At 38.7% G+C, this 24,452-nt stretch carries 24 protein-coding genes; 8 read left to right on the top strand and 16 right to left on the bottom strand.

Annotated elements, in window-relative coordinates:
- Window positions 1-52 precede the first annotated feature (52 nt).
- On the bottom strand, window positions 53-571 hold the full coding sequence (locus tag ACINWC141_RS00500; protein ID WP_009386607.1) for a hypothetical protein: 519 nt from the start codon (window positions 569-571) through the stop codon (window positions 53-55).
- Between the two features lie 235 nt (window positions 572-806).
- Between ACINWC141_RS00500 and mrdA the strand changes: the two genes are divergently transcribed.
- Entirely contained in the window at window positions 807-2,819 is a 2,013-nt protein-coding gene (gene mrdA, locus ACINWC141_RS00495) for a penicillin-binding protein 2 (RefSeq protein ID WP_009386564.1), read from the top strand.
- Complete coding sequence (gene rsmD, locus ACINWC141_RS00490) at window positions 2,819-3,370, top strand: 16S rRNA (guanine(966)-N(2))-methyltransferase RsmD (RefSeq protein ID WP_009386589.1); 552 nt, start codon at window positions 2,819-2,821, stop codon at window positions 3,368-3,370. Before mrdA ends, rsmD begins: the two co-directional genes overlap by 1 nt.
- Before the next feature lie 41 nt (window positions 3,371-3,411).
- Here the strand turns inward: rsmD and ACINWC141_RS00485 are convergent, their stop codons facing one another.
- The 8 genes from ACINWC141_RS00485 to ACINWC141_RS00450 all read right to left on the bottom strand — a co-directional run bounded on the left by ACINWC141_RS00485 (window position 3,412) and on the right by ACINWC141_RS00450 (window position 9,173).
- On the bottom strand, window positions 3,412-3,981 hold the full coding sequence (locus tag ACINWC141_RS00485) for a HupE/UreJ family protein (RefSeq protein WP_009386328.1): 570 nt from the start codon (window positions 3,979-3,981) through the stop codon (window positions 3,412-3,414).
- A gap of 11 nt (window positions 3,982-3,992) precedes the next feature.
- The gene (gene ureG / locus ACINWC141_RS00480) at window positions 3,993-4,607 is read right to left on the bottom strand and encodes an urease accessory protein UreG (RefSeq protein ID WP_009386333.1); all 615 of its coding nucleotides are present in this window, start codon (window positions 4,605-4,607) and stop codon (window positions 3,993-3,995) included.
- 24 nt (window positions 4,608-4,631) lie between these two features.
- The gene (locus tag ACINWC141_RS00475) at window positions 4,632-5,297 is read right to left on the bottom strand and encodes an urease accessory protein UreF (protein ID WP_009386592.1); all 666 of its coding nucleotides are present in this window, start codon (window positions 5,295-5,297) and stop codon (window positions 4,632-4,634) included.
- Window positions 5,284-5,766 (bottom strand): urease accessory protein UreE, encoded by a 483-nt coding sequence (gene ureE / locus ACINWC141_RS00470; protein WP_009386594.1) that lies wholly within the window; start codon window positions 5,764-5,766, stop codon window positions 5,284-5,286. Before ureE ends, ACINWC141_RS00475 begins: the two co-directional genes overlap by 14 nt.
- A gap of 70 nt (window positions 5,767-5,836) precedes the next feature.
- Complete coding sequence (gene ureC, locus ACINWC141_RS00465; RefSeq protein ID WP_009386576.1) at window positions 5,837-7,537, bottom strand: urease subunit alpha; 1,701 nt, start codon at window positions 7,535-7,537, stop codon at window positions 5,837-5,839.
- A 37-nt stretch (window positions 7,538-7,574) separates the two neighbouring features.
- On the bottom strand, window positions 7,575-7,883 hold the full coding sequence (locus ACINWC141_RS00460; protein WP_009386568.1) for an urease subunit beta: 309 nt from the start codon (window positions 7,881-7,883) through the stop codon (window positions 7,575-7,577).
- Between the two features lie 11 nt (window positions 7,884-7,894).
- Complete coding sequence (ureA, locus tag ACINWC141_RS00455; protein WP_002117495.1) at window positions 7,895-8,197, bottom strand: urease subunit gamma; 303 nt, start codon at window positions 8,195-8,197, stop codon at window positions 7,895-7,897.
- Window positions 8,198-8,297: 100 nt separating this feature from the next.
- Entirely contained in the window at window positions 8,298-9,173 is an 876-nt protein-coding gene (locus ACINWC141_RS00450; protein WP_034676969.1) for an urease accessory protein UreD, read from the bottom strand.
- Between the two features lie 201 nt (window positions 9,174-9,374).
- On the opposite strand from ACINWC141_RS00450, the gene ACINWC141_RS00445 reads away from it, so the two are divergent.
- Together ACINWC141_RS00445 and ACINWC141_RS00440 are read left to right on the top strand one after the other, a co-directional pair.
- On the top strand, window positions 9,375-9,698 hold the full coding sequence (locus ACINWC141_RS00445) for a hypothetical protein (RefSeq protein WP_005042208.1): 324 nt from the start codon (window positions 9,375-9,377) through the stop codon (window positions 9,696-9,698).
- Between the two features lie 186 nt (window positions 9,699-9,884).
- Entirely contained in the window at window positions 9,885-10,355 is a 471-nt protein-coding gene (locus ACINWC141_RS00440) for a copper resistance protein NlpE (RefSeq protein ID WP_009386611.1), read from the top strand.
- Window positions 10,356-10,415: 60 nt separating this feature from the next.
- On the opposite strand, the gene ACINWC141_RS00435 is transcribed toward ACINWC141_RS00440, so the two are convergent.
- Window positions 10,416-12,020 (bottom strand): isocitrate lyase, encoded by a 1,605-nt coding sequence (locus tag ACINWC141_RS00435; RefSeq protein ID WP_009386610.1) that lies wholly within the window; start codon window positions 12,018-12,020, stop codon window positions 10,416-10,418.
- A gap of 587 nt (window positions 12,021-12,607) precedes the next feature.
- Here ACINWC141_RS00435 and ACINWC141_RS00430 point away from each other — a divergent pair.
- From ACINWC141_RS00430 to ACINWC141_RS00420, 3 genes are all read left to right on the top strand, one after another.
- Window positions 12,608-13,597, top strand: coding sequence for a LysR family transcriptional regulator (locus ACINWC141_RS00430; protein WP_003653025.1), 990 nt, complete (start codon window positions 12,608-12,610; stop codon window positions 13,595-13,597).
- 110 nt (window positions 13,598-13,707) lie between these two features.
- Window positions 13,708-15,033 carry a polyamine export protein PaeA gene (paeA, locus tag ACINWC141_RS00425; protein ID WP_009386551.1) on the top strand — a complete coding sequence of 442 codons (1,326 nt, stop codon included), beginning with the start codon at window positions 13,708-13,710 and terminating at the stop codon, window positions 15,031-15,033.
- Between the two features lie 567 nt (window positions 15,034-15,600).
- A complete protein-coding gene (locus ACINWC141_RS00420; protein WP_009386577.1) occupies window positions 15,601-16,938 on the top strand; it encodes a CitMHS family transporter in 1,338 nt (445 codons plus the stop codon).
- 40 nt (window positions 16,939-16,978) lie between these two features.
- On the opposite strand, the gene ACINWC141_RS00415 is transcribed toward ACINWC141_RS00420, so the two are convergent.
- Complete coding sequence (locus ACINWC141_RS00415) at window positions 16,979-17,491, bottom strand: hypothetical protein (protein WP_004793963.1); 513 nt, start codon at window positions 17,489-17,491, stop codon at window positions 16,979-16,981.
- A gap of 222 nt (window positions 17,492-17,713) precedes the next feature.
- Here ACINWC141_RS00415 and ACINWC141_RS00410 point away from each other — a divergent pair, with 222 nt between their 5' ends.
- Window positions 17,714-18,262 (top strand): DUF2239 family protein, encoded by a 549-nt coding sequence (locus tag ACINWC141_RS00410; RefSeq protein WP_009386506.1) that lies wholly within the window; start codon window positions 17,714-17,716, stop codon window positions 18,260-18,262.
- Window positions 18,263-18,314: 52 nt separating this feature from the next.
- On the opposite strand, the gene cysN is transcribed toward ACINWC141_RS00410, so the two are convergent.
- The 5 genes from cysN to lysS all read right to left on the bottom strand — a co-directional run bounded on the left by cysN (window position 18,315) and on the right by lysS (window position 24,409).
- A complete protein-coding gene (gene cysN, locus ACINWC141_RS00405; protein ID WP_009386514.1) occupies window positions 18,315-19,928 on the bottom strand; it encodes a sulfate adenylyltransferase subunit CysN in 1,614 nt (537 codons plus the stop codon).
- Window positions 19,929-19,958: 30 nt separating this feature from the next.
- Window positions 19,959-20,867, bottom strand: a complete 909-nt coding sequence (cysD, locus tag ACINWC141_RS00400) for a sulfate adenylyltransferase subunit CysD (RefSeq protein ID WP_000140408.1) — start codon at window positions 20,865-20,867, stop codon at window positions 19,959-19,961.
- Complete coding sequence (locus ACINWC141_RS19980; protein ID WP_016141897.1) at window positions 20,860-20,958, bottom strand: hypothetical protein; 99 nt, start codon at window positions 20,956-20,958, stop codon at window positions 20,860-20,862. The genes cysD and ACINWC141_RS19980 overlap by 8 nt, the downstream gene beginning before the upstream one ends.
- A gap of 292 nt (window positions 20,959-21,250) precedes the next feature.
- The gene (locus ACINWC141_RS00395) at window positions 21,251-22,693 is read right to left on the bottom strand and encodes a capsule assembly Wzi family protein (protein WP_009386599.1); all 1,443 of its coding nucleotides are present in this window, start codon (window positions 22,691-22,693) and stop codon (window positions 21,251-21,253) included.
- Between the two features lie 186 nt (window positions 22,694-22,879).
- A complete protein-coding gene (lysS, locus tag ACINWC141_RS00390; RefSeq protein WP_004793971.1) occupies window positions 22,880-24,409 on the bottom strand; it encodes a lysine--tRNA ligase in 1,530 nt (509 codons plus the stop codon).
- Window positions 24,410-24,452 lie beyond the last annotated feature (43 nt).

Genomic DNA, 24,452 nt, shown 5'->3' with positions numbered 1-24,452 from the left:
TCGTATTTATTTGTGCTCTGCTTATGGCGAGTTAACGATAAACTGCTTTGTTTTATAAACCAAAACTTAGAGAATAAGAAAATTGAATTTGTGGTTTAGTATCCGCCGCAACATTTCCATTTTGGTCAGTTAACTTTTCGGCAGCACCAATACCCACACTAAAAGTACTAATTCTTTCTGAATTCAACAATACATAGGCCAAATCGACACCTGCGCCTAAACGGGATTTATAATCACCATCTACTTCTTTACTATCGAGATGCCCAGCATAGAAACCAATATAGTAACCATTTTTATCTGTGCCAGTAAGATAATAAGGATATCGGAATCCGACTTGCCCACCTGCTGTTTTATCACCATTCAAAAATGCACCGGCTTTTGCATAGGCAATACCATAAGGGTTTACCCATTCGCCGTTTAGATGTAATAGTTTTTGTGTAAAACCAGCACCCACGTTCCACGTAGATGCCGTATGTCCTGCTAATTTTGCTTCTGGAAGAAACGAATAGTCTTGAGCATGAGCCCAACTACTTACCGTCAAAACTGCAAGTAAGGGATAAATTTTTCTCATTATTTTCTCCATTTTCCCTAATCGTATGGTGAGAACAACCCTATTCTATTGAATGAGAGACTTTAACAGAATTATTTTGCTTCTTATATACAAGTATCTACAATTTTGTTGTCTGCAAAGTCAAAAAGTATCTTATTGAAATCCACTGAAACTTTGAAAATTATGCAATATTTTAAGCGCTCTTGCGTTAGAATAAGCAGCTATTTTTCTACCCAATGTCATTAAGTCGATCCCTATGAAGCAGCACTTTCCTTTAAAAGATATCCAGCAAGAAAAGCGCATTTATCGGGGACGAATCTTTTTTGCCGTAGGTCTTGTGATCGTTTGCTTATTAGTGCTGATTAGCCGATACGCTTATCTGCAAATTTTTCACTACGACGAATTTTCTACTGCATCTGACAAAAACCGGATTCGCTTGCAGCCACTTCCTCCTGCTCGTGGTTATATCTATGACCGAAATGGTGTATTGCTTGCAGATAATTATCCTGTTTTTACAGCAACTTTAAGTAAAACAGATGTAGAAGATGCCGACCATGTGGTTGAGCAGCTGCAACCTATTTTAGATCTAACACAAGAAGATATTGACCGTTTCAAAAGTCGTATAAAAACTGCTCGAAAAACTGAACGTGTCGCGATTAAACTTAATCTAACTGAAGCCAATATTGCCAAGTTTAGTGAAGCCAAATATAAATTTCCTGGCGTAAGAATCGAAACACAAATGACCCGTTACTACCCACATGGTGAGTTATTTGCTCATGTGATTGGTTATGTTGGGCGTATTAACGATAAAGAATTAAAAAGCATTGATAAAGATTTATATGCTGGCACCAACCTGATCGGTAAAATTGGCGTAGAAAAAAGTTATGAAGATCTACTTCATGGAACACCAGGTTATGAGTCTGTTGAAGCAGATGCCCACAGTAATATATTGCGCCATTTAGGCCGCAAAGACCCTACTCGCGGCAATGACCTCTATTTATCTTTAGATTATGGCTTGCAAGTTGTTGCCTCTCAACAGCTCGCAGGACGTCGTGGTGCCATTGTCGCTATCGACCCTCGTACTGGCGAAATTCTGGCGTTAGTATCTAGTCCAAGTTTCAACCCAAATTTGTTTGTGACTGGTATTAACCATAAAGATTATAGTTCTTTACGTGATAGTTTAGATCAACCGCTTTATAACCGTGCGGTACAAGGTGCATATCCACCAGGTTCTACCATTAAACCAATGGAAGCGATGGGTGGTTTACACTACGGTATTGTAAACTGGTCAACAGCAATTTCTGACCCAGGCTATTTCCACTTACCCGGCGATTCTCATAAGTTCCGCGACTGGAAAAAAACCGGTCATGGCATCGTAAACATGCATAAAGCTATCATTATGTCATGTGACACCTATTTTTATATTCTTGCCCATCAAATGGGTATTGATCAGATGAACCAATGGATGCGTCAATTTGGGTTCGGTCAAAAAACAGGTGTCGACTTACCAAGTGAAAGCGAAGGTCTTTATCCAAATCCTGAATGGAAAATGCGTACTCGCAAAGCCAAATGGATGAAGGGCGAAACTATTTCTGTGAGTATTGGTCAAGGTGCGTTTACAGCTACACCTTTACAACTTGCTATGGCAACTGCAATTACAGCCAATCATGGTTCTCATGTCACCCCTCATGTTTTACGTTCAACTCACGGTGCAAAGCCATTTACCGTACGTAATGCACCTGATGGCAAAATTAACTTCAATGGAACAGATGAAGACTGGGTTCAAATGCGCGATGCCATGATTGACGTAATTCAATCAGGTACTGGCCGAGGCATTCGTACACCGCTATATCAAATTGCAGGAAAAACAGGAACTGCACAGGTTAAGAGTATTGCACAGGGTAAACGTTATAATGAATCAGCGCTGAGCGAACGCCAACTTGACCATGGTTTATTTGTTGGTTTTGCGCCAGCAGACAAACCAGAAATTGCGATTGCCGTGATTTGGGAAAATGGTCGTCATGGTGGTTCTGCTGCTCAACTTGCAAGACCTATTTTTGATTATTGGTTATTAACTCGTAAGAAGAACCCAGTCCGACCAGCAAACCATCAAGTTAATGGTGGGCTGATGACCGCCGGAATTAAGCCGGGTGAACTATCAAGCGGCGGCGAAGCTGCTACCTCTACTCCAGCATCAGCTACTTCAACTGCAGCCTCAACACCACAGACTCTACCCGCTCGTCCTGCAACCAATGAGGTCGATGAATAATGAAAAATCAATTACGTATTATTGGCGGCGAATGGAAAAGACGAGTACTTCCCTTCGCTAGCATTGATGGTTTACGCCCAACGCCAGACAGAGTACGTGAAACTTTGTTTAACTGGCTCATGTGGGATATTCAAAATGCTTATGTCCTTGATGTCTGCACAGGCTCTGGCGCATTAGGTTTTGAAGCATTGTCACGTGGCGCTGCATCAGTTTATATGATTGAACCAGACAAAACTCAGGCACGTTTTTTAAAAGATAATGTTGAGCTATTAAAAGCCCCAAATTGTCATTTAATCAATGCGACTGCTCAACAAGCTTTACCCCGTTTAAAAGAACAGTTCGATGTTGTATTTTTAGACCCACCTTATAGTCTAGATTTATGGCAAGAACTCTCGACCTTGGCAGAACCACATATTAAAAAGAATGGATATATTTATGTTGAAGCTGACCGAGATTTATCTCAGCTTCACCTTCCATCAACATGGCAACAAGTTAAAACAACGAAAGCTGGTACAGTTCATGCGGGGCTTTATCAGAAAGTCACTGATTAAAAAAGGTAGCCTAAAGCTACCTTTTACTTTCGGAGTGATGACTAACTTAAACCAATCACTGCAACAATAGCCGCGCAAGCACCTACAATTTTTTTGCCATATGGCACATATCGTGTAAGTGCAGCGCCTAATGCTAATCCACCGACATAAATTAAAGCCATAGCTGTAACCATACCTGCTACTAATGCTACGACATGACCTGCGTGTGCTAATTCAACACCATGCGCTATACCATGAAAGCTTGCAAGTAATGCCGCAGCGATAGGTAAAATCCGATTTGATTTTGTCCATAGTGCAATTGCTGTAACCACTAAAGAAGCAACAATCCCATATTCAGCGACATTTGCAGGTACTAAACCTTGAGCACCGATTAAAAAGCCTACAATTAAAGTAATGCTTAAAGTCACTACACCCGCAATCTTCCATTGCTTCGCTGCCGACCAAAGTAAAACACCGAAAGCCAAAGCCATCACTAAATGATCTAATCCGGTAAACGGATGAATAAAGCCCGCCATAAAACCCGAATGTTCATGGTCGTGTCCTGGGTGTGCCATTACGAGTGTAGGTAATAATGCAAGGAGCCCTATGCCCCACTTTTTCATGAAGTCCATAATCTCACTCCTTAAGCTTTAAACAGCCCTTGTTTCTCGATAAATTGAATAATTTCTTCAAGACCATCTTGGGTTTTCATATTTGAAAACAAAAATGGCTTTTCTCCGCGCATGCGTTTCGCATCTTGGTCCATCACATCAAGATTTGCACCGACCATAGGCGCAAGGTCAGTTTTATTAATAATCAGTAAATCTGATTTGGTAATGCCCGGGCCACCTTTACGAGGGATTTTTTCTCCGCCGGCAACATCAATTACATATAATGTTAAATCTGAGAGTTCCGGACTAAATGTTGCAGCTAAATTATCACCACCGCTTTCAATAATAATGAGTTCCAACCCATCAAACTTTTCACATAAATCATCAATTGCAGCCAAGTTAATTGAAGCATCTTCACGAATTGCTGTATGCGGACAACCACCTGTTTCTACACCCACAATACGATCTGGCGACATCGCTTCATTACGGGTTAAAAAGTTTGAATCTTCTTTGGTGTAAATATCATTTGTCACCACAGCCATGTTGTATTTATTACGCAAGGCTAAACATAAATTAAGTGTAAGCGCAGTTTTACCCGAACCTACCGGTCCGCCAATTCCAACTCGTAATGGACTACGTTCTGTCATGTTTTTTATCCTTCTTTCCTAAACTTAAGATCTGAATAACCGTGAATATTGGGTTTCGTGTTTCATACTCAGCATGGCATAACGAGGTAAAGCACTACTCAATTGCTCATCAACCAGTTGCAAGGCTTTTTCCACAGCTTGAGGTACTAGACCATGTAAGTGCCATAAAATCCTTTGTCCCGCCATTTGCCCTAAAGGTACCGTTTTTACCGCAGCCAAAACCTGATTTTCTAAAACGGTAAAGGTATAAGCTGTGAGCACATCAACATCTTTAAGCCCAAGTCGACCACAGAGCTGTGCATAGACAGGCACAAAACCAAACTGCTTTTTCACCTCAACTGGTTCTTTTAAAACATCTCTAATCCACGCATTTAAAGAAAATGCCAGCTGCTGCGATTCTGCTAAAAGCTCTTTACTTTCTCGGCTAGCCTTATATAAATTTGCCCAAATCAAAAACTGATCTTGGTCATCATGATGTTGCATGAGACGTTTCAATACGGGTAGCTCAAACCGTACTAACAACATTTCCAGTACTTCTTCGAAATAAGCAATTGCTGAGGTTTCATCGTGTATTAAGCCAATATCGATGGCTGTTTCTACACCTTGTGAATAACAATATGCTCCAACTGGCAATGCCGTAGAAGACAGTGTCAGTAATTGAAGTAATTGCGCTGCGTTATGAATGGACATGATGCAAAGCTTTGATTGGGCTTAAGCGGTGGTCATGACTATGCTGTGCATAGGCGCCGCTTTCAGGTTCAAACGGATGATCAGTTTCTGAGACTGTAAGCCCCAGTCCCTCTACCATTTCTGCAAGCACATGATCAGGTTCAAAATATAAAGCTGTAGGTGTCAACATTAATGGCACATGTCTGTTACCTAAGTGATAAGCCGCTTTAAGCAAATCAAAATCACTTGCTGCACTGACTTGCATCAGACGTTCAGGCTTAGCGTCTACACGTAGTACATCACCTTGTTGAGTTGCAATATACGAACCACTACGCAAAATGCCAGTACGTGGTAAATCGGCACCAATATCCACACCACTTGCTAAAGTCGCTCGAAATCTTGATTTTTGGCGGGTATCAAAAGTCAATTCGACCGTTTCAAATGCCTGATCAGGAGAAATATGTTCAAGACGTTGGGTATAGATTTTCATTTAATTTTTCTCTCCTTTATTCAGTTCATATGTATAAATTCATGAAGCAAAATCATCTCAATAAAACTTATCAAAACAAGAAATAACGCTGAGCCATGGGTAACACAACAGCAGGTTCACATGTTAATAGCTCACCATCAGCCCGCACCTCGTAAGTCTCAGGATGAACCTGCATGACAGGACAATATGTGTTGTGCTTCATATCCGCTTTACTAATTGAGCGTGTGTTTTTACAGGGGCTAATTAACTTTTTAAGATTTAATTTTTCAGCAACTTTTTCATCAATTGCTGCTTGAGATAAAAAGGTAATGCAGGTGTTATGAACACCACGTGGATAGGCACCAAACATGGGACGGTAATGCACGGGTTGAGGTGTCGGAATTGAAGCATTAATATCACCCATTGGAGCTGCTGCAATCATGCCACCTTTAATAATCATAGAAGGTTTCACACCAAAAAAGGCTGGCTTCCATAACACTAAATCAGCAAGTTTTCCGACCTCCACTGAACCAATTTCATGACTTAAACCATGGGTAATGGCTGGGTTAATTGTATATTTGGCAATGTAGCGTTTAACGCGATTGTTATCATGAAATTCATTGTCGCCCTCTAAAGGACCACGTTGAATTTTCATTTTATGGGCAGTTTGCCAAGTACGTAAAATCACTTCGCCCACACGGCCCATCGCCTGAGAGTCCGATGACATCATGGCAATCGCGCCTAAGTCTTGCAAAATATCTTCGGCAGCAATGGTTTCACGGCGAATACGACTTTCTGCAAAAGCAATATCTTCAGCAATTGCTGGGTCTAAATGATGGCAAACCATGAGCATATCTAAATGCTCATCAATGGTATTAATCGTATAAGGTCGCGTTGGATTGGTAGAAGACGGCAACACATTACTTTGCCCGATCGCTTTTAAAATGTCAGGTGCATGCCCACCACCCGCACCTTCAGTATGGTACGTATGAATTGTACGATCTTTAAATGCTGCCAGTGTTTCTTCTAAAAAGCCCCCTTCATTTAAAGTATCTGTATGAATCGCGACCTGTACATCAAACTCATCTGCCACGCTCAAGCAATTATCAATAGCTGCTGGTGTTGAGCCCCAGTCTTCATGCAGTTTTAAGCCAATTACCCCAGCTTTAATTTGCTCTCGAATGGGGTCTGGTAAACTTAAATTGCCTTTACCTAATAAACCAATATTCATAGGCAAATCGTCAATCGCCTGTAACATGGTCGCAATGTGCCAAGGACCTGGAGTCACTGTCGTTGCTGAGGTCCCAGCTGCTGGTCCTGTGCCACCACCAACCATGGTTGTTGTCCCCGACATTAACGCCGTTTCAACTTGTTGAGGACAAATCCAGTGAATGTGGGTATCAATACCGCCTGCTGTTAAAATTTGTCCTTCACCTGCAATCACTTCGGTTGCAGCGCCTAAAGGAATCGTAATGTCCGGTTGAATATCAGGGTTGCCAGCTTTTCCGATTTTCCAAATTCGACCATTCTTTAAACCCACATCAGCTTTTACAATTCCCCACCAATCAATAATTAAAGCATTAGTAATGACCGTGTCAGCAACTTCATCGGCTAAAAGTTGTGACTGCCCCATTCCATCACGAATAACTTTTCCACCGCCAAATTTAACTTCTTCACCATAAGTCGTTAAGTCTTGCTCAACTTCAATAAAGAGCTCTGTATCAGCCAAACGAATACGATCACCAACTGTTGGACCAAACATCTCAGCATATGCACGACGTGACATTTTCATAACTTATTACTCATCTCTTTCATTATCGTTGTTATGTTTAATCCAACTTGCCCATGACGCGGCCTGCGAAACCATAAACTTCTCGCTTACCCGCTAAAGCAACAAGCTCAACCTCCCGAGTCTGACCCGGTTCAAAACGAATTGCTGTACCAGCTGCAATATTCAATCGAAAGCCTTTCGCCATTTCACGATCAAACTGTAATGCATCATTTGCTTCATAAAAATGAAAATGAGAACCCACCTGAATAGGCCGATCTCCGATATTGGCAACTATAACTTTTAAAGTTTGCCGTCCAACATTCAGCTCAATGTCTGTATCTGGAGTAATGATTTCACCGGGGATCATAAGTCCTCCTTTTATACGATTGGCTGATGAACAGTGACTAATTTCGAGCCATCTGGAAAAGTTGCCTCGACTTGAACCTCAGCAATCATTTCTGGCACACCATCCATCACATCTTCGCGCTTTAATAAAGTTGTCCCGTAATGCATTAAGTCACTGACTGTCATACCATCTCGTGCACCTTCAAGTAAGGCAGCTGAAATAAAAGCAATAGCTTCTGGATAATTCAGTTTCAAGCCACGCGCTTTACGACGCTCAGCCACTAAACCTGCAGTAAAAATGAGTAACTTATCTTTTTCTGTTGGATTGAGTTCCATTTCTCTTTCCTAAATTGCATTTATATTCTTTAAGCAAAATACGTGCTCAAAAGCAGCATACTTGTTTTAACTGTTTTTTAAATACGCAATTTAACGTAACTTAGGTTTTCCAAATTCTTGGAAATTCCTCATCTAAATCAAACCAATAATTCCTTAATCTTGCTCTTATAGCCGCAAAAGCATCATGGCAATGTCGAACATCATTTCCTAAGAAACGGGCAGAAACCACATCATCTAATAGCGTTAAAGTGACGGGCGCCTGCATACGCATCATTAATTCCCGAATGAGTTCTAGCTGTTGTTCTAAGTAAAATGATGAACGATATTTCTCAGGAGCGACTGCCCAAAAACTTCCCATTACTGCTTGATTATTCATGCCTAAACATGAACTAAGCCAACGATCTTCACCTTCAAAATACAATGTATCGGCGACTAACAATTTATGTTCTCGCCACAATTTAAATTGGTTGTGATAACTTCCCTGAACAAAGCGCTCAGCACGTGCCTGCCGCCCTAGTACTAACATATCCCACCCAATAAAACTTGCAGCTTGGTCAAGATGAATATGAGTTTCTGAATGCGCTAAAGCTCCATCAAACAGCATCGTTTCTTGTGGAACCCACTCTAAAATAGACTGATCTTTCACATGCAAATGAATATGCTGAAAAGCTTGCTTGCCATTGGTTTTGTACCATTTCCCTGCACCAGGCGTAGTTACAACCGCATGAGCTTGATCTTTGGTTTCAATTTCAAAAGTAAGATGATCTCCTCCTGCAATTCCTGCAGGTGGATGAACAATAATGGTATGGCATACACCTGTTTTTTCAGGCCAGAGCATTTTTTGCACCCTAACAGGGCCATGATGCTTTCTGTGACTCATTATGGTGCGTGAATTTTCAAAACAAAATCCGAGCTCTAGTTGTGCATACCAAAATGGTGCTAAAGATTTTTTTGAAAACGTTTGTACCTGATTCATTCTGGTTCATATGTTCAAAATAAGTGCTTAAACTTATAAGCAAAATACGCACCAAATATGAAAATAAGGCCAATGACAAAATTAGATACAATTTTTCGATTTTAATGAGCTAAAAAATCATCAATGTCTAACATAAAACCACAGTAACTTATGGAATTGTTTATACAATAGCGCCCACCGTTGCTTCCATACTCGCTCTCCATGAAACTTTTTTTCGTGTTAACCCCACTTGTCTTTTTAACCGGGTGTATTTTTGGCCAATCTAGCGAGGTCAAACGTGCAGAAAAGATTCTGCATAATTTCGAATGTAAAAATGTCGAAACAAGCCAGCTTGCAACCAGCTCAATTAATTCTTATTACCAGCAATCTCTAGCGGTAAGCAAAGAAAAAGCAACTTCATACGTAGAGAGCTATAAAAATGGTGAAGAATTATTCGATATGCCATTGGATGAAGTTTTAAAGCAACAGTACCAACTCTATAAATCAGCATGCGACTCCTTAGGTGGGGTTTCTGCTCAACCGTAATTTATAAGGTATTCATTAAATATTTTTAGTGAATACCTCTTTTTCATTTTCTTTTTAATAATTATTCAAAACTTACTCACTTTACCTTTTGTTAAAATTAAATTACATACTTAAACTTTTATTAAGCTCTCATATTTCATAGCCTGTTTATTGCTTTTTTATTTATTTTCCGAGGTTTAGATCATCATGAAAAAAACATTATTATCAGTTGCACTTGTAAGTGCCCTTCTTGTTGCTTGTAGCAAAAATGAAAATAAAGCCGACACGACAACACAAGCCTCTGCTCCAGCACAAACTACTGAAGCAAATAACAACACGGTAGATACTGCTCATACGGCTGAAAACTCATTAGATTGGGACGGGACATATAAAGGCACTCTTCCATGTGCAGACTGTGAAGGTATCAAAACTGAATTAGAGTTAAAAGATGATAAAACTTATGAATTGACTGAAACTTACCTTGGCAAAGGTGATAAAAAACCATTTGAAACTCATGGTACGTTTACTTTTGACAAAGATAATACTTCAGTCATTACCTTAGATGATAAATCTCAAAACCGTAAATTCTTTATTGGTGAAAATACGGCAACTGCTTTAGATACAGAAGGTAAGAAAATTGAAGGCTCTTTAGCTGAGCATTATGTATTGAAAAAATAATTATTTTTTCATAATAAAAAAACCCGCTCATGTGAGCGGGTTTTCTTTTGAAATCAATTCTTAGTGAGCTGCGAATTGGTTCATTGTATTTTTAGCATCATCATGTGCTTTAAGAGCGTTATCACCAGAGAAGATCTCTTTGTGATCATCACCGATGTCAGAACCCGCCATTGCTTGGTGTTTCACACAAGCGATACCACCACGGATTTCTTTACGTTGTACGCCAGCAACATAAGCCAACATACCTTCAGAACCGAAGTAACCTTGTGCAAGCTCATGAGTAGAAAGAGCTGCAGTGTGGTAAGTCGGAAGTGTGATCAAGTGATGGAACACACCCGCTTCACGAGAAGCATCTGCTTGGAATGTACGGATCTTGTCATCAGCATCAGCAGCTAATTCAGTATTATCATATTCAGCGCTCATTAATTTAGCGCGGTCATAATTCGATACGTCTTTACCTTCAGCAACCCAACGGTCGTAAGCTTGTTGACGGAAGTTTAAAGTCCAGTTGAATGATGGGCTGTTGTTATAAACAAGCTTCGCATTTGGAACAACTTCTTTAACACGATTAACCATGTGTGCGATTTCTTCTACGTTTGGAGTCGCAGTTTCGATCCAAAGAAGGTCAGCACCATTTTGAAGGCTAGATACACAGTCAAGTACAACACGGTCAATTTGAGTGTCAGGACGGAACTGATATAAGCCAGAAGGTAAACGCTTAGGACGGTGTAATTTACCATCACGCTTGATTAAGATTTCATCTTCTTGAGCATCAGCAATGTCAATTTCTTGAGTATCTAAGTAGCTGATGTATTGAGAAGCGATGTCGCCAGGCTCTTTAACCACTGGGATTTTTTGAGTCAAGTCAGCGCCTTCAGAGTCAGTACGCGCAACGATAACACCTTCATCAACACCCATTTCTAAGAATGCATAACGTAATGCATGGATCTTAGCGATGAAGTCTTCGTGTGGAACTGTTACTTTACCTGCTTGGTGACCACATTGTTTCGCATCAGATACTTGGTTTTCGATTTGAAGCGCACATGCACCAGCTTCGATCATTTTCTTAGCAAGTAAGTAAGTTGCTTCTTCGTTACCGAAACCAGCATCGATGTCAGCAATAATTGGCACAACGTGAGTTTCAAAGTTATCGATTTGAGCAGTAATTTCAGCTGCTTTAGCTGTATCACCAGCTTCTTGTGCTTTTTTAAGTGCACGGAATAAATCGTTTAATTCTTTTGCGTCAGCTTGACGTAAGAAAGTATAAATTTCTTCGATCAATGCAGGAACAGAAGTTTTTTCATGCATTGATTGGTCAGGAAGTGGACCAAATTCTGAACGAAGAGCCGCAACCATCCAACCAGAAAGGTAGATATAACGTTTGCTTGTAGTACCGAAATATTTTTTGTTCGCAATCATTTTTTGTTGTGCGATGAAACCATGCCAGCAACCTAATGATTGAGTATATTTGCTTGAGTCAGCATCGTATTCAGCCATATCACGACGCATAATCGCAGCTGTATACTTAGCAATATCCAAACCAGTTTTGAAACGGTTTTGAAGTTGCATACGAGCAGCATCTTCTGGGCTAATGTCTGCCCAAGTGTTGCCGAATTTTGCTTTTAATTGACGTACTGCATCAATCGCTGTTTGATATGTAGTCATGATATTGTCCTGTATTCATTTTAGGATTTCATCGATTGAAGCCTAGAGTCATGTACTTAAATTTCTTATGACACCAGCTGCTTCCTCATGAACACAGCTTAGACTTAGCCAATCAATTAATCCAATATCCTTTATTAATCTTCAGTATTTATTTAAAAAATATACCAATAAATCGATATTATAGATAAAACTAAAAACCTTAACACTTTGTTTATAAAAATAAAATTATCCTAAAGGAGTATAGAGTTTTATTCTAAAAACTTAGTAAGTCTTATTTTTATACAATTTTTGAAGTTTTTCCAGCCATTTCTAACTTTAAAAGTCAATTGTAAATTAGGCTATTTTTGCCAATGCAAAGAGTCAATTTTCATGCTAGAAAATGATTAGTTATATATAACTATATACGATTTCTCATCTCCATACTTAAAAACGAAGCAAAGACAATAATATCGCGCCTTTCAAGTACTTTTTACCCCTACTTAATTCAAACAAAAAATGTTGTTTTTCTCATCATTTTTTCACACAATGATCATTAAATATGGCATAATTTGAAACAATTTTAGGGTTTTATTTTCGGTATTTTTTTTATGAATCTGGAGCGAGTAGATCTTAATCTATTAATATATCTTGATGTACTTCTTCGTGAAAAAAATGTTACACGCGCAGCCGAACAACTTGGGGTAACTCAGCCTGCTATGAGTAATATTTTACGTCGCTTACGTAATTTATTTAATGACCCGCTTCTTATCCGTTCTTCTGAAGGGATGACCCCAACAGAACGTGCACTTGAATTACAACCTCGTATTCGCGATGCACTTGCTGATCTTTCCATGATTTTGGAACCCCGTACCGAATTCCGCCCTTATACAAGTAATCGCGTTTTCCGCATTATGACATCTGACTATGCCGAGGCAACTTTAGTCCCTCGCCTTGTCAAAGCCCTACGCTCCGAAGCTCCAAACGTTGTTCTTGATTTTCTTACACCAAGTGATGTCTCTTATAGAGATATGGAACAAGGTAAAGTTGATCTCGCAATTAATAGATTTAATGAAATACCGCAAAGCTTCCATCAGGTTTTAGTGTGGCGTGATAGCTTTAGCTGTATTCTTAACGACAAACACCCTGCTGTAACTCATTTAAATTTAAAAAGCTATTTAGATGCACAACATATTTGGGTTTCTAAAACAGGTATGGGTGTAGGTTTTGGCGTAAACCCCGACAAACAAGGTGGTTTAGGCTGGATTGATCAAGCATTAGAACGTATTGGTCAGCGTCGTAAAATTTCTGTATTTACTCGCCACTACCAGATGCCAGCATTACTTGCTCAAAACGTAGACCTTATTGCCACCCTACCAACACGGATGGCACGCCTACAAACACAAAATCCTAAACTGGTTATAAAGGATCCTCCTTTTTATATTCCAGAGTTCGAACTTAAAATGGCTTGGTGTCCTTTGTTACATCACCACCCTGCTCATCGCTGGCTGCGCCAACTTATCTTATTTGTTGCTCGTCAAATGATTGAAGAGGAAAACCGTGAATTTCTAACCAACAATTCACAATTTTCTCACTATTAAATAAATTTTAATTTAATTGTCGATTTCAGGCGCTGGGCAATCAATCTGATTACCTCAGCGCTTTTTTATGTTAAAACATAGTCATAATAATGATGAACCTCAGGTGATTTGTGAGTCTCTTTCAAAATATCATTATCATCGTACTGCTTATCATCGGAGCAGGCTTTTTATCTTTAACGGAAATCGCACTAGCGGGTGCCAGAAAAGTTAAGCTAAAAATTCTAGCCGAAGCGGGTGAAGAACGCGCCCAACAAGTACTAGATTTACAGGAACAATCTGCTGACTTTTTTGCAGCCTCTCAAATTGGCCTGAATGCAGTTGCAATTTTAGGCGGTATCTTGGGTGAAGCTGCTTTTCGTCCTTATTTTGTCACTTTAGTGGACCGTTTCTATGCAGGTCCTTGGACACAAACGATCGGTTTCGCCCTATCCTTTACCTTAGTGACCTCACTCTTTATTTTATTTGCCGATCTTATGCCAAAACGTTTGGCAATGATTGCGCCTGAAAAAATTGCAATTAGTGTTATTAATCCAATTCAGGTATTTATTAAGGTTTGCAAACCTTTAGCTTGGGGTATTAACGCAATTGCCAACCTGCTATTCCGTTTATTTAAAGTAAATACAACGCGAGAAGACAACATTACGTTTGATGATATTTCAGCAGTAATGGATGCAGGTGCTCAAGCAGGTGTATTGCAAAAACAAGAACATCACTTTATCGAGAATGTTTTTGAATTAGAAGAACGTAACGTACCTTCTAGTATGACAACACGTGAAAATGTTGTTTATTTCACTTTAAATGAACATGAAGATAGCATTCGTCAAAAATTGGCTGAATATCCTTATTCAAAATTTTTGGTATGTAATGAAAATATTGATCAAGTCATTGGTTACGTTGATGCCAAAGATTTTCTTGTTCGTATTCTAAACAACCAATCCCCAACTCAATTGAATGAGTCAACTATTCGTACTGTCCTGATGATTCCGGACACCTTAACCCTCTCGGAATTACTTGATCGTTTCCGCTCTACAAAAGAAAAGTTTGCGGTTGTTATAAACGAATATGCGCTTGTCGTAGGGGTTATTACCTTAAGCGATATTATGATTACGGTTATGGGCGACTGGGTAACCCCGATTGAGGAAGACCAGCAAATTATTAAACGTGATAATAATTCTTGGTTAATTGATGGCAGCACACCAATTGATGACTTAAGACACGCACTTGAAATTGATGAAATGCCTGATGAAGAAAATTATGAAACACTAGCAGGCTTCATGATGTATCGCTTACGCAAAATTCCGCGTCCAGCAGATTTTGTGGAATTTGGTGGATACAAGTTTGAAGTAGTCGATGTCGATCATTTTAAAATTGACCAACTCCTAGTAACTCGAATTTTAGAACAAAGCGAAGTACATTCATCAATTGATGAAAACTGATTTATATTAATTTAAATACCTCACAATTTTATGTGGGGTATTTTTTAATCTAAATAAATTTTTCAAATATATGTAATAATTATTTTAGATTCATAAATCCAATTTGCGCTTTTAATCTAAAAGCAATATTATTTAAATTATCACTTACATTAAATATTAAATACTGAAAAATAATAGAATAATCTATATACCTCAATTAACACAAAGCAATAGATCCCCATTTACATTCCCAGCAAACTTATGTAACTTAGGTCAAAGCAAGTCTTTAAATGGTTCTTCTTCTCATTTCACCCATCAAAACACATATAATTAAAAAAAATATCATATAATTTCTATTTTTATAAAACCTTTATACTGCATAATAATGGGCTATATTTATTATATGCTTACTATAATCTTATTATATATGTTCAGTATTTCGTCTAAATATACCTCTCTAACTGAATATATATTAACCAAATAAACTAAATATATTATTTGTCTTTTTAATAAAAATTAATAAGAATAACCAAGGTCAGAGTTTTGAATAAACTTGTTCAGTAAAACTATAGGCAAAGGATTGATTGTATGCTGACATTACTTGGTGTTGGCATGATTTTGTGCTTCATGTACTTAATCATGTCCAAACGTTTAAGCCCTATTATTGCTTTAATTCTCATCCCATTTATTTTTTCTCTTATTGCTTGGGGCCTAGGTCACTACTTTGAAAGTTTAAGTCACATTGAACTCAAAGGTCTCAGCGAGATGATGCTGGATGGCATCAAAAAATTAGCGCCAACTGGCGTAATGCTTTTATTCGCAATTTTATATTTTGCCTTAATGATCGATGCAGGTCTTTTCGATCCACCGGTTAAATGGATTTTGAAAAAGGTTAAAGGCGATCCTTTAAAAATCACAATGGGAACCGTGTTCTTAACGACAATGGTTTCTTTAGACGGTGATGGATCAACTACTTATATGATTTGTGTGGCTGCTATGTTGCCACTTTATCAACGCTTAGGAATGAATACACTCATCATGACTGCACTTATGCTGTTATGTAGTGGTGTAATGAACCTAACGCCATGGGGTGGCCCTACAGCTCGTGCTGCTAGTGCCCTGCAAATTGACCCAAGCCACATTTTCGTACCCATGATTATTCCTATGGTCATTAGTATTGGCTGGTTATTCTTCTTGGCATATTTATATGGTCGTTACGAGCAAAAACGTTTAGGCGTTATCGAGCTTGAAACTCACCATGGTGACAATATTACCGTATCGAAAGATCCTGAAGCGACTCGCCCACATTTACGCAAAGTAAATATGGTGCTCACAATCCTTCTTATGATTGCTTTGATTAAAGGCATTTTGCCTATGTCTGTGTTGTTCATGATAGCATTCTGTATCGCAATGCTCATTAACTACCCAGATGTTGATATGCAGAAAAAGCGTATTGCAATGCACGCAGATAGTGTCTTAGCTGTTGTGGGCTTAATTTTCGCAGCAGGTATTTTCACAGGTATTTTATCTGGCACTGGTATGGTTGAAGCGATGTCTAAAGAATTCGTCGCAATGATTCCTCCAAGCATGGGTCCATATCTTGCACCAATCACAGCTTTAGTGAGTATGCCGTTGACATTCTTCATGTCGAATGATGCTTTCTTCTATGGCGTTTTACCTATTCTTGCTGAAGCTGCTTCACATTATGGTATTAGTGCAGAAGCGATTGCTCGTGCATCGATTGTAGGTCAACCTGTACACTTACTATCCCCCCTAGTTCCATCAACCTATTTGTTATGTGGTCTTGCTAAAGTCGACTTTGCTGACCATCAAAAGTTCACTTTAAAGTGGGCATTTATAACTTGTATGGTATTAATGGGTACTGCTTTAGTGATTGGTGTTTTTCCACTCTTTAGCACGCTTTAATTATTCATATACAATAAAAAAGCCCCAATCGGGGCTTTTTTTATTTCTGTACATATTCAATTAAGTGATCTAACACAATCTGAAAATGCAATGTAATGTCTTCTTCTAAAATTTTATAAGCATTATCAAACTGAACCATTGGCCAACCTTCTTTCCAAAATGGAAAAATATTGTGTAGACCTTCAGTCACAATCGCGTCTTCACGACTAATCGCTTGAGCAACTTGAGCTAAAACCTGAGCGGTTTCTGCACCATCAATAGCCAAATAATCAATACCACGTGCTTTAAAAATACGGATACGGTCTTTTTTATAACGAATCTTTTTCGCCTGACCTGAATTCAAGCCTAATGCCAGCGTAGCCGCTTCTACAAACTTTTCTTCAAAGTTTGCATTTAATGCAACTAAAGCCTGTTTATGTGCTTCTTGACGCCCAGCTTTCCCCCCATTACGGATAATCTCATTTGCTTCCGTATCCAGCTTATCTTTTTTCATAGACTGTAAAATGTCTAAAATTTCGATATCGCTTAAAGATTCAGGAGATTGCTCAATCATGGGAGTCCTAATACACAAAAATAAAAAAACATTGTCTCATAAAAGCGATATCAAAGCAGAATAAAATTTTAAATAGCCTATTATCTTGACTAATTTTATAGTCCCAACTTCAGAGACTTCACTCATAAAATCAAATAATTCTTTGGTTATGATTTTAATTATTTGCCAAAATAGTTTTACCCTGATAATATTATTTTACCCAGATAAAAATATACGGCTAAAATGAATACTAAAATCACCTATACTGCTTTCACTGGAAGCACGCTTATTGCGAGCGACTCCCTAGTTGAACTTGCAAAAAAACTCAAAGATCTTTCGAAAACAACGGAAAATATTCTGATTTTTAATGATCAAACAGGTCAACAAATTGATCTTGATCTTTCTGGTTCCGAACAAGAATTTCAACAGCGTTATGCTGAACCTGAAGAAACTAAGAAAGTTGGACGACCTAAACTGGGAGTAATTTCGCGTGAAATCACTTTACAGAAGAAACATTGGAATTGGTTAGATCAACAAAGTGCGAGTGCATCAGCAGTAATTCGTAAGTTAATTGATAAAGAGTTAAATAACCCAAATTCTGAAGGCAATATTATGCTCGCCAAACAAGCCATCGACCGTTTTATGTCTGCCATGTTAGGCAATATGCCAAATTACGAGGAAGCAACACGCGCCTTATATCAAGGCGATCGAGATGTATTTTTAAAGATGATTCAGAGCTATCCTAAAGATTTAAGAGAATATTTAACTTTAAAAACTCAAAGTATTTTCTAAACCCAATAAAAAAACCCGCTTACGCGGGTTTTTTCAAAATCAATTCAGCCTATTAAAGACGGACTAATTCCACAACTTTTTCAGCTGCCTCTTCAACGGTTTCAGCAGTAACTTCTGTATCTGTACCATCCACAGCCGTAGTGATAACAACAACACCTGTCTCACGGAGTAAAGTAATTTGCTCAGCAGTTAAGTTGGCTTTTGCAATCGCAACTACACCTTGTTGGATCAATAAGCTTTCTAAAACTTGAGCTTTCTCGATTAACTGTGCAGAAATCCCAATCACCGCAGGTTTTTGTCCTAAACGCGCAGCACGGTCTTCAGCTGTTACAGGATTGCTATGTGCAGTCCATTCAACAGCAGCTTCAACCATACCTGCACCAACAGTTACGTTGCTTAAGCGATCAATGAAAATAAATGAACCTGTGTATCTTGAATCTTGATATTGATCAAATACCACTGGCGCATCAAACTCAACTATCACGTCTGCAATTGCATTTAACTCAAGTTCTTCAACTTGCGTGTGCTCCAATGTATTCACATTTACACGGAAGTTAATTGCAGTCACTTTAGCAGGAACAGTCTGTGTACCAATTTTAACGTTGTACAACTTACCTTTCACAAGCGGATGTTCATTCATCCATACCACTGAAGCACGAACACTACGGGAAATTAATGGCTGCTCACCAGCACGTACTAAAACGTTTCCACGGCTAATATCAATTTCATCATTTAGAGTTAATGTAACAGCTTGACCCGCAACAGCCTGCTCAAGGTTTCCATCAAAAGTGACAATTTCTTTAACTGTTGAGCGCTTACCTGATGGTAATGCAACAATTTCATCACCAACATTGATTTCACCTAAAGCAACAGTACCTGCAAAACCACGGAAATCCAGGTTAGGACGGTTCACATATTGAACAGGGAAACGGAATTCGTGCTTATTTGATTCACGACTAATTTCCACTGATTCAAGAATGCTCATCAAGGTTTGACCCTTGTACCAAGGTGTATGCTCAGAAGCATTTACCACGTTATCGCCATTTAAAGCAGAAATTGGTACAAATTGAATATTGGCTGGACGACGATCACCTAACTGACTTACGAAAGCATCATATTCAATCTGAATTTCGTTAAAACGTTCTTCAGAGAACTTAACCAAATCCATCTTATTAATTGCAACAACGATGTTTTTGATCCCAAGTAAACTTGCGATAAAAGTATGGCGACGCGTTTGTGTTTGCACACCATAACGCGCATCAATCAAGATAATTGCCAAGTCTGCAGTTGACGCACCTGTTGCCATATTACGTGTATATTGCTCATGCCCAGGTGTGTCAGCAATAATAAACTTACGCTTTTCAGTTGAGAAATAGCGGTAAGCCACATCAATGGTAATACCTTGCTCACGCTCAGCTTGTAAGCCATCTACAAGTAATGCCAAGTCTGGTGCATCACCCGTGGTCCCTACTTTTTTACTATCACGCGTTACAGCTTGTAATTGATCTTCATAAATCAATTTTGAATCGTAGAGTAAACGTCCAATAAGTGTACTTTTACCATCATCTACGTTACCGCAAGTCAAAAAACGCAGAAGGTCTTTTTGTTCATGTTGCTTTAAATAGGCCAAGATATCTTGACTGATTAATTCTGATTGATGAGACATTGCTCAAACTCCACAAATTTAGAAATTGTCTTAGAAATAGCCTTCTTGCTTTTTCTTTTCCATTGAGCCCGCTTCATCATGGTCAATCATACGACCTTGACGCTCAGAACTCGTGGCTAAAAGCATCTCTTGGATAATTTCAGGTAACGTATCTGCTTCAGACTCAACTGCACCAGTTAATGGATAACAGCCAAGCGTACGGAAACGTACAGACTTCATCTGTGGAACTTCACCCTCTTTTAAACGCATACGCTCATCATCAACCATGATTAACGTACCGCTACGCTCTACGACTGGACGAACAGCAGAGAAATAAAGAGGAACGATTTGAATATTTTCTAAATAGATATATTGCCAGATATCCAACTCAGTCCAGTTAGATAAAGGGAATACACGAATACTTTCACCTTTGTTCACTTTACCATTGTAAAGATTCCAAAGTTCAGGACGTTGATTTTTTGGATCCCAACGGTGTTTACTATCACGGAATGAATAAACACGTTCTTTCGCGCGTGATTTTTCTTCATCACGACGTGCACCACCAAAAGCAGCATCAAATTGATATTTATCCAAAGCCTGTTTCAAAGCTTGGGTTTTCATAATATCTGTATATTTTGAACTACCATGATCGAATGGATTAATTCCAGCTTCACGACCTTCTTTGTTCTGATGAACGATTAAATCAAAGCCATGCGTTTTTGCCATGTTATCGCGAAACGCGATCATGTCTTTAAACTTCCAGCCTGTATCTACATGCAATAAAGGAAATGGAAGTTTCGCTGGATAAAATGCTTTTAACGCAAGATGAAGCATTACCGCAGAGTCTTTACCAATTGAGTAAAGCATGACCGGATTTTCAAATTCAGCAGCCACTTCACGGATAATATGAATACTTTCAGCTTCAAGTTGCTTGAGATGTGTGAGTCTTGATTCAGTCATGAACACGTCCTTCTCTATCCATTTTGCCCATAAAATCTAGAAGTGGTATTAAACCACCACCTAGAAGACCATGTGGAGGAACGAGTGCCATAACAACTCCAATTTTTCGTGATAGATAATCTAACCACAAGCCTTTATATGGCTTATAGCATTAGTTATGCATTATAGTGATTTAAAACCGATTCCTTTTGCTTGTTTTTTCATATTGATATTCGATTTCATCATATACATGTAATATGCTGATTCACTTGCACAACTTGGCAATCGTAGCTTGTGTAGCTAACGTAAGCAAATCATGATCTACTCTTTAGATTTCTCTAAAAAACATAAAAAAAGAGAAGCCTTGATAGCTTCTCTTTTCTAACACATGATCTATTTAAGCATTAGAAACCGAACATTTTACGGTCTAATGGAATTTCAATCCCAATAGATGCGCCCGCATCATTACCTTCCAGATCAGAATCACTTACCCAACCATTAATTTTTAATGGAAGATCAGGTTTTATGTAATGCGTCCAAGTTAAATCAAGTGCTTTAATTTCATCATCTTTAGGGAAGGCTTTATTGATTGCCAAGTTAGATTGGTTAACCTTAACCACCATAGCACGACCACTTAAACGGTTCATGACATCAAAGCGGATATCACCACCCACTGAATACATTTGGCCATCGCCACCCATTGCATGACCTAATGGAAAACCATGTTGGTAATAGCCATCTTTATAAATATAATGATTATAAGAAATACCTTTTACATCATTATTGGTACGTGTGTCAGCCCATTCTGCATATAGTTGATAAGGCATATTGTTATAATTAGAAGAGTAGTCAACACCTGCTAAATACATTTTTTTAGAAGGAAGTAAACCAGCTTCATCCTCTCCTACATATTGACCATAAACACCAACTGGTGCATTTAAAAGAGTTTGTAGATTTAAACGAGCATCAAATCCTGCAATTTGGTTAGATCTATCCTCAGATGCATCATAGACATTATCATTGCCCTTAATTGCATTCCATAAAGAATCCCAACTTTCTGAACGCCCTTTACCACCCCATTGTAAAGTTCGAGAAGCGCCTAATTCTAAATATGGTAATGGTCTTGCAGTTACACGTAAACCTAACAATTTAGCATCTGGAATTGCTTTATAATCATCTAATTGACCAGCAAAAGCTTGATATTGCCAAGGTCCAATCCAAGATAACCATTTGCTTTCAAAAGCATTTTGCACAGCACGTTGTGCCGTTACCCCATAAACTGGACGGCTAGCATCGCCACGAATTAAGCTACCATCATGTCCAGGACCCCACCATGTTGGAATTTGTCCCGCAACGACCCACTGATTCCAAAGTTTACCTGCCACATATGAGCCTTCAACATTCACATCGTGTCCATTATCAATTTGTGGGTCTTTTTCTGCATTTACTCGGATTTTTGCATCCCAGTTTTCACCACCAGCATTAAATTCTAAAGAACCTTGATATTGAGCTTTTTGGTTATCCCCGAATGCTTGTGGAATATTTTTACTATCAGTTTCAGCAAAAGTACCCACTTTAACCGTATTGTTATCTGCCTTTAATGCATTAAGAACTGAATTAATAACTTTTTGTTGAGCTGGATGTGTCACTTGTGCTTGAGAAAGTGCTCTCTGGATTTCATCACCACTTAACGGCCAAGTCGAAGTGCTAATGTTGATAACACCTTGTTGATTTAACCAGTTTAGGTCGGTACGCAAGTCCTCATTATTTAGCACTAAGCCTTGTGCAAAAATAGCGGATGAAGCAGTTGCCAATATTGCAATCGAAAGTGTTTTTCTTAGAAACATGCCAGCCAATTCTCAAAGTTATTTATGAGCAACACCTTAAATTTTTTATCACAAATTTGCAATTGTTAAACTGTGCAATTACATTTTTTAACGCTATCTTAAGATTAGTATAGATAGGTAAGTTTTTGAGATATAAAAGTTATAAAAAAAGGCAGTATAAATACTGCCTTTTTTCTTTAAAGAAGATTAACCTTCTTTACGACGCATGTGCGGGAATAAAATTACATCACGAATACTTGGTGCATCGGCAAATAACATGACCAAACGGTCAATACCGATACCTTCGCCAGCTGTAGGTGGTAAACCATACTCAAGCGCTTCGACAAACTCTGCATCGTAATGCATTGCTTCATCATCACCAGCATCTTTTTCTGCAACTTGGGCTTGGAAACGTTCAGCCTGATCAATTGGATCATTTAACTCGCTGAAACCATTTGCCAACTCACGGCCACCAATGAAAAACTCAAAACGATCAGTAATATGTGCATTGTCATCATTACGGCGAGCGAGTGGAGAAGTTTCAGCAGGATATTCAGTAATAAATGTAGGCTGACGAAGTTTAGTTTCAACAGTTTCTTCAAATACAATCGTTTGAAGCTTACCCAAACCAAAACCAGGCTTAACTTGTTCTTTTAATTCTTCACGAATAAATTGAGCAAGGAACTCACGGTCGCCAACATTTTCAGGCGTAAATTGTGGGTTATTCTCTAAAATCGCATCAAACATAGAGATTTTCTTGAATGGCCCTTTGAAGCTAAACACTTCACCTTGGTAAGGCACATCTGTTGTACCCAAAATGTCCAAAGCCAACTTTTCAAGCATGTTTTCAGTTAATTGCATCAAGTCTTTATAATCAGCATAAGCTTGATAAAACTCGATCATCGTAAATTCAGGGTTGTGACGCGTTGAAACACCTTCATTACGGAAGTTACGGTTAATTTCAAACACACGTTCAAAACCACCAACAACCAAGCGTTTTAAATAAAGCTCAGGTGCGATACGCAAGAATAAAGGCATATCCAAAGCATTGTGATGTGTTTCAAACGGACGCGCAGATGCACCACCCGGAATCACATGCATCATTGGCGTTTCAACTTCCATGAAACGTTCATTGTTTAAGAATGCTCGAATTCCAGCAACTACTTTGGCACGGATTTCAAAAGTTTTACGTGTTTCTTCATTCACAATTAAGTCAAGATAACGTTTACGATACTTAACTTCTGTGTCATTTAAGCCATGGAATTTATCTGGTAACGGACGAAGAGATTTTGTAAGAAGTTCAAAACCTTCAAGGTGAACATATAAATCACCTTTTCCTGAACGTCCGATATAGCCTTCAGCAGCAATAATGTCACCAAGATCTAAACCTTTAATAGTCTCAAGAATATCTTTTGGTAAACCCTTACGGTCAACATATAACTGAATACGGCCTGTCATATCTTGAATAACCATGAAAGAACCACGGTTTAACATGACACGACCAGCAACTTTTACATAAACATGCTCAGCGCTTTCAATTTGTTCTTTCGACTGATCTTTAAATTGTTCTTGTAGGTCAGCAGCGTAGTGTTCACGCTTAAACGTATTCGGCCAAGGACTCTTTCCAGTTTCCTTCGCAACATCTTGGATTTGCTTTAATTTGGCATGACGCTGTGCAATTAAATCGTTTTCGGAAATAGTTGGTTCAGAAGTCGATTGAGCGTTTTGTTGCGTCATCTCTGCCTCGATTAAGTAAAAATTAAGTGCCATATCTTAACAG

Source organism: Acinetobacter sp. WC-141 (genome assembly GCF_000313935.1).
Classification (GTDB): Bacteria; Pseudomonadota; Gammaproteobacteria; order Pseudomonadales; family Moraxellaceae; genus Acinetobacter.
The sequence above is the reverse complement of the archived record's forward strand: the minus strand, read 5'-3'. Positions and strand labels throughout refer to the sequence as shown.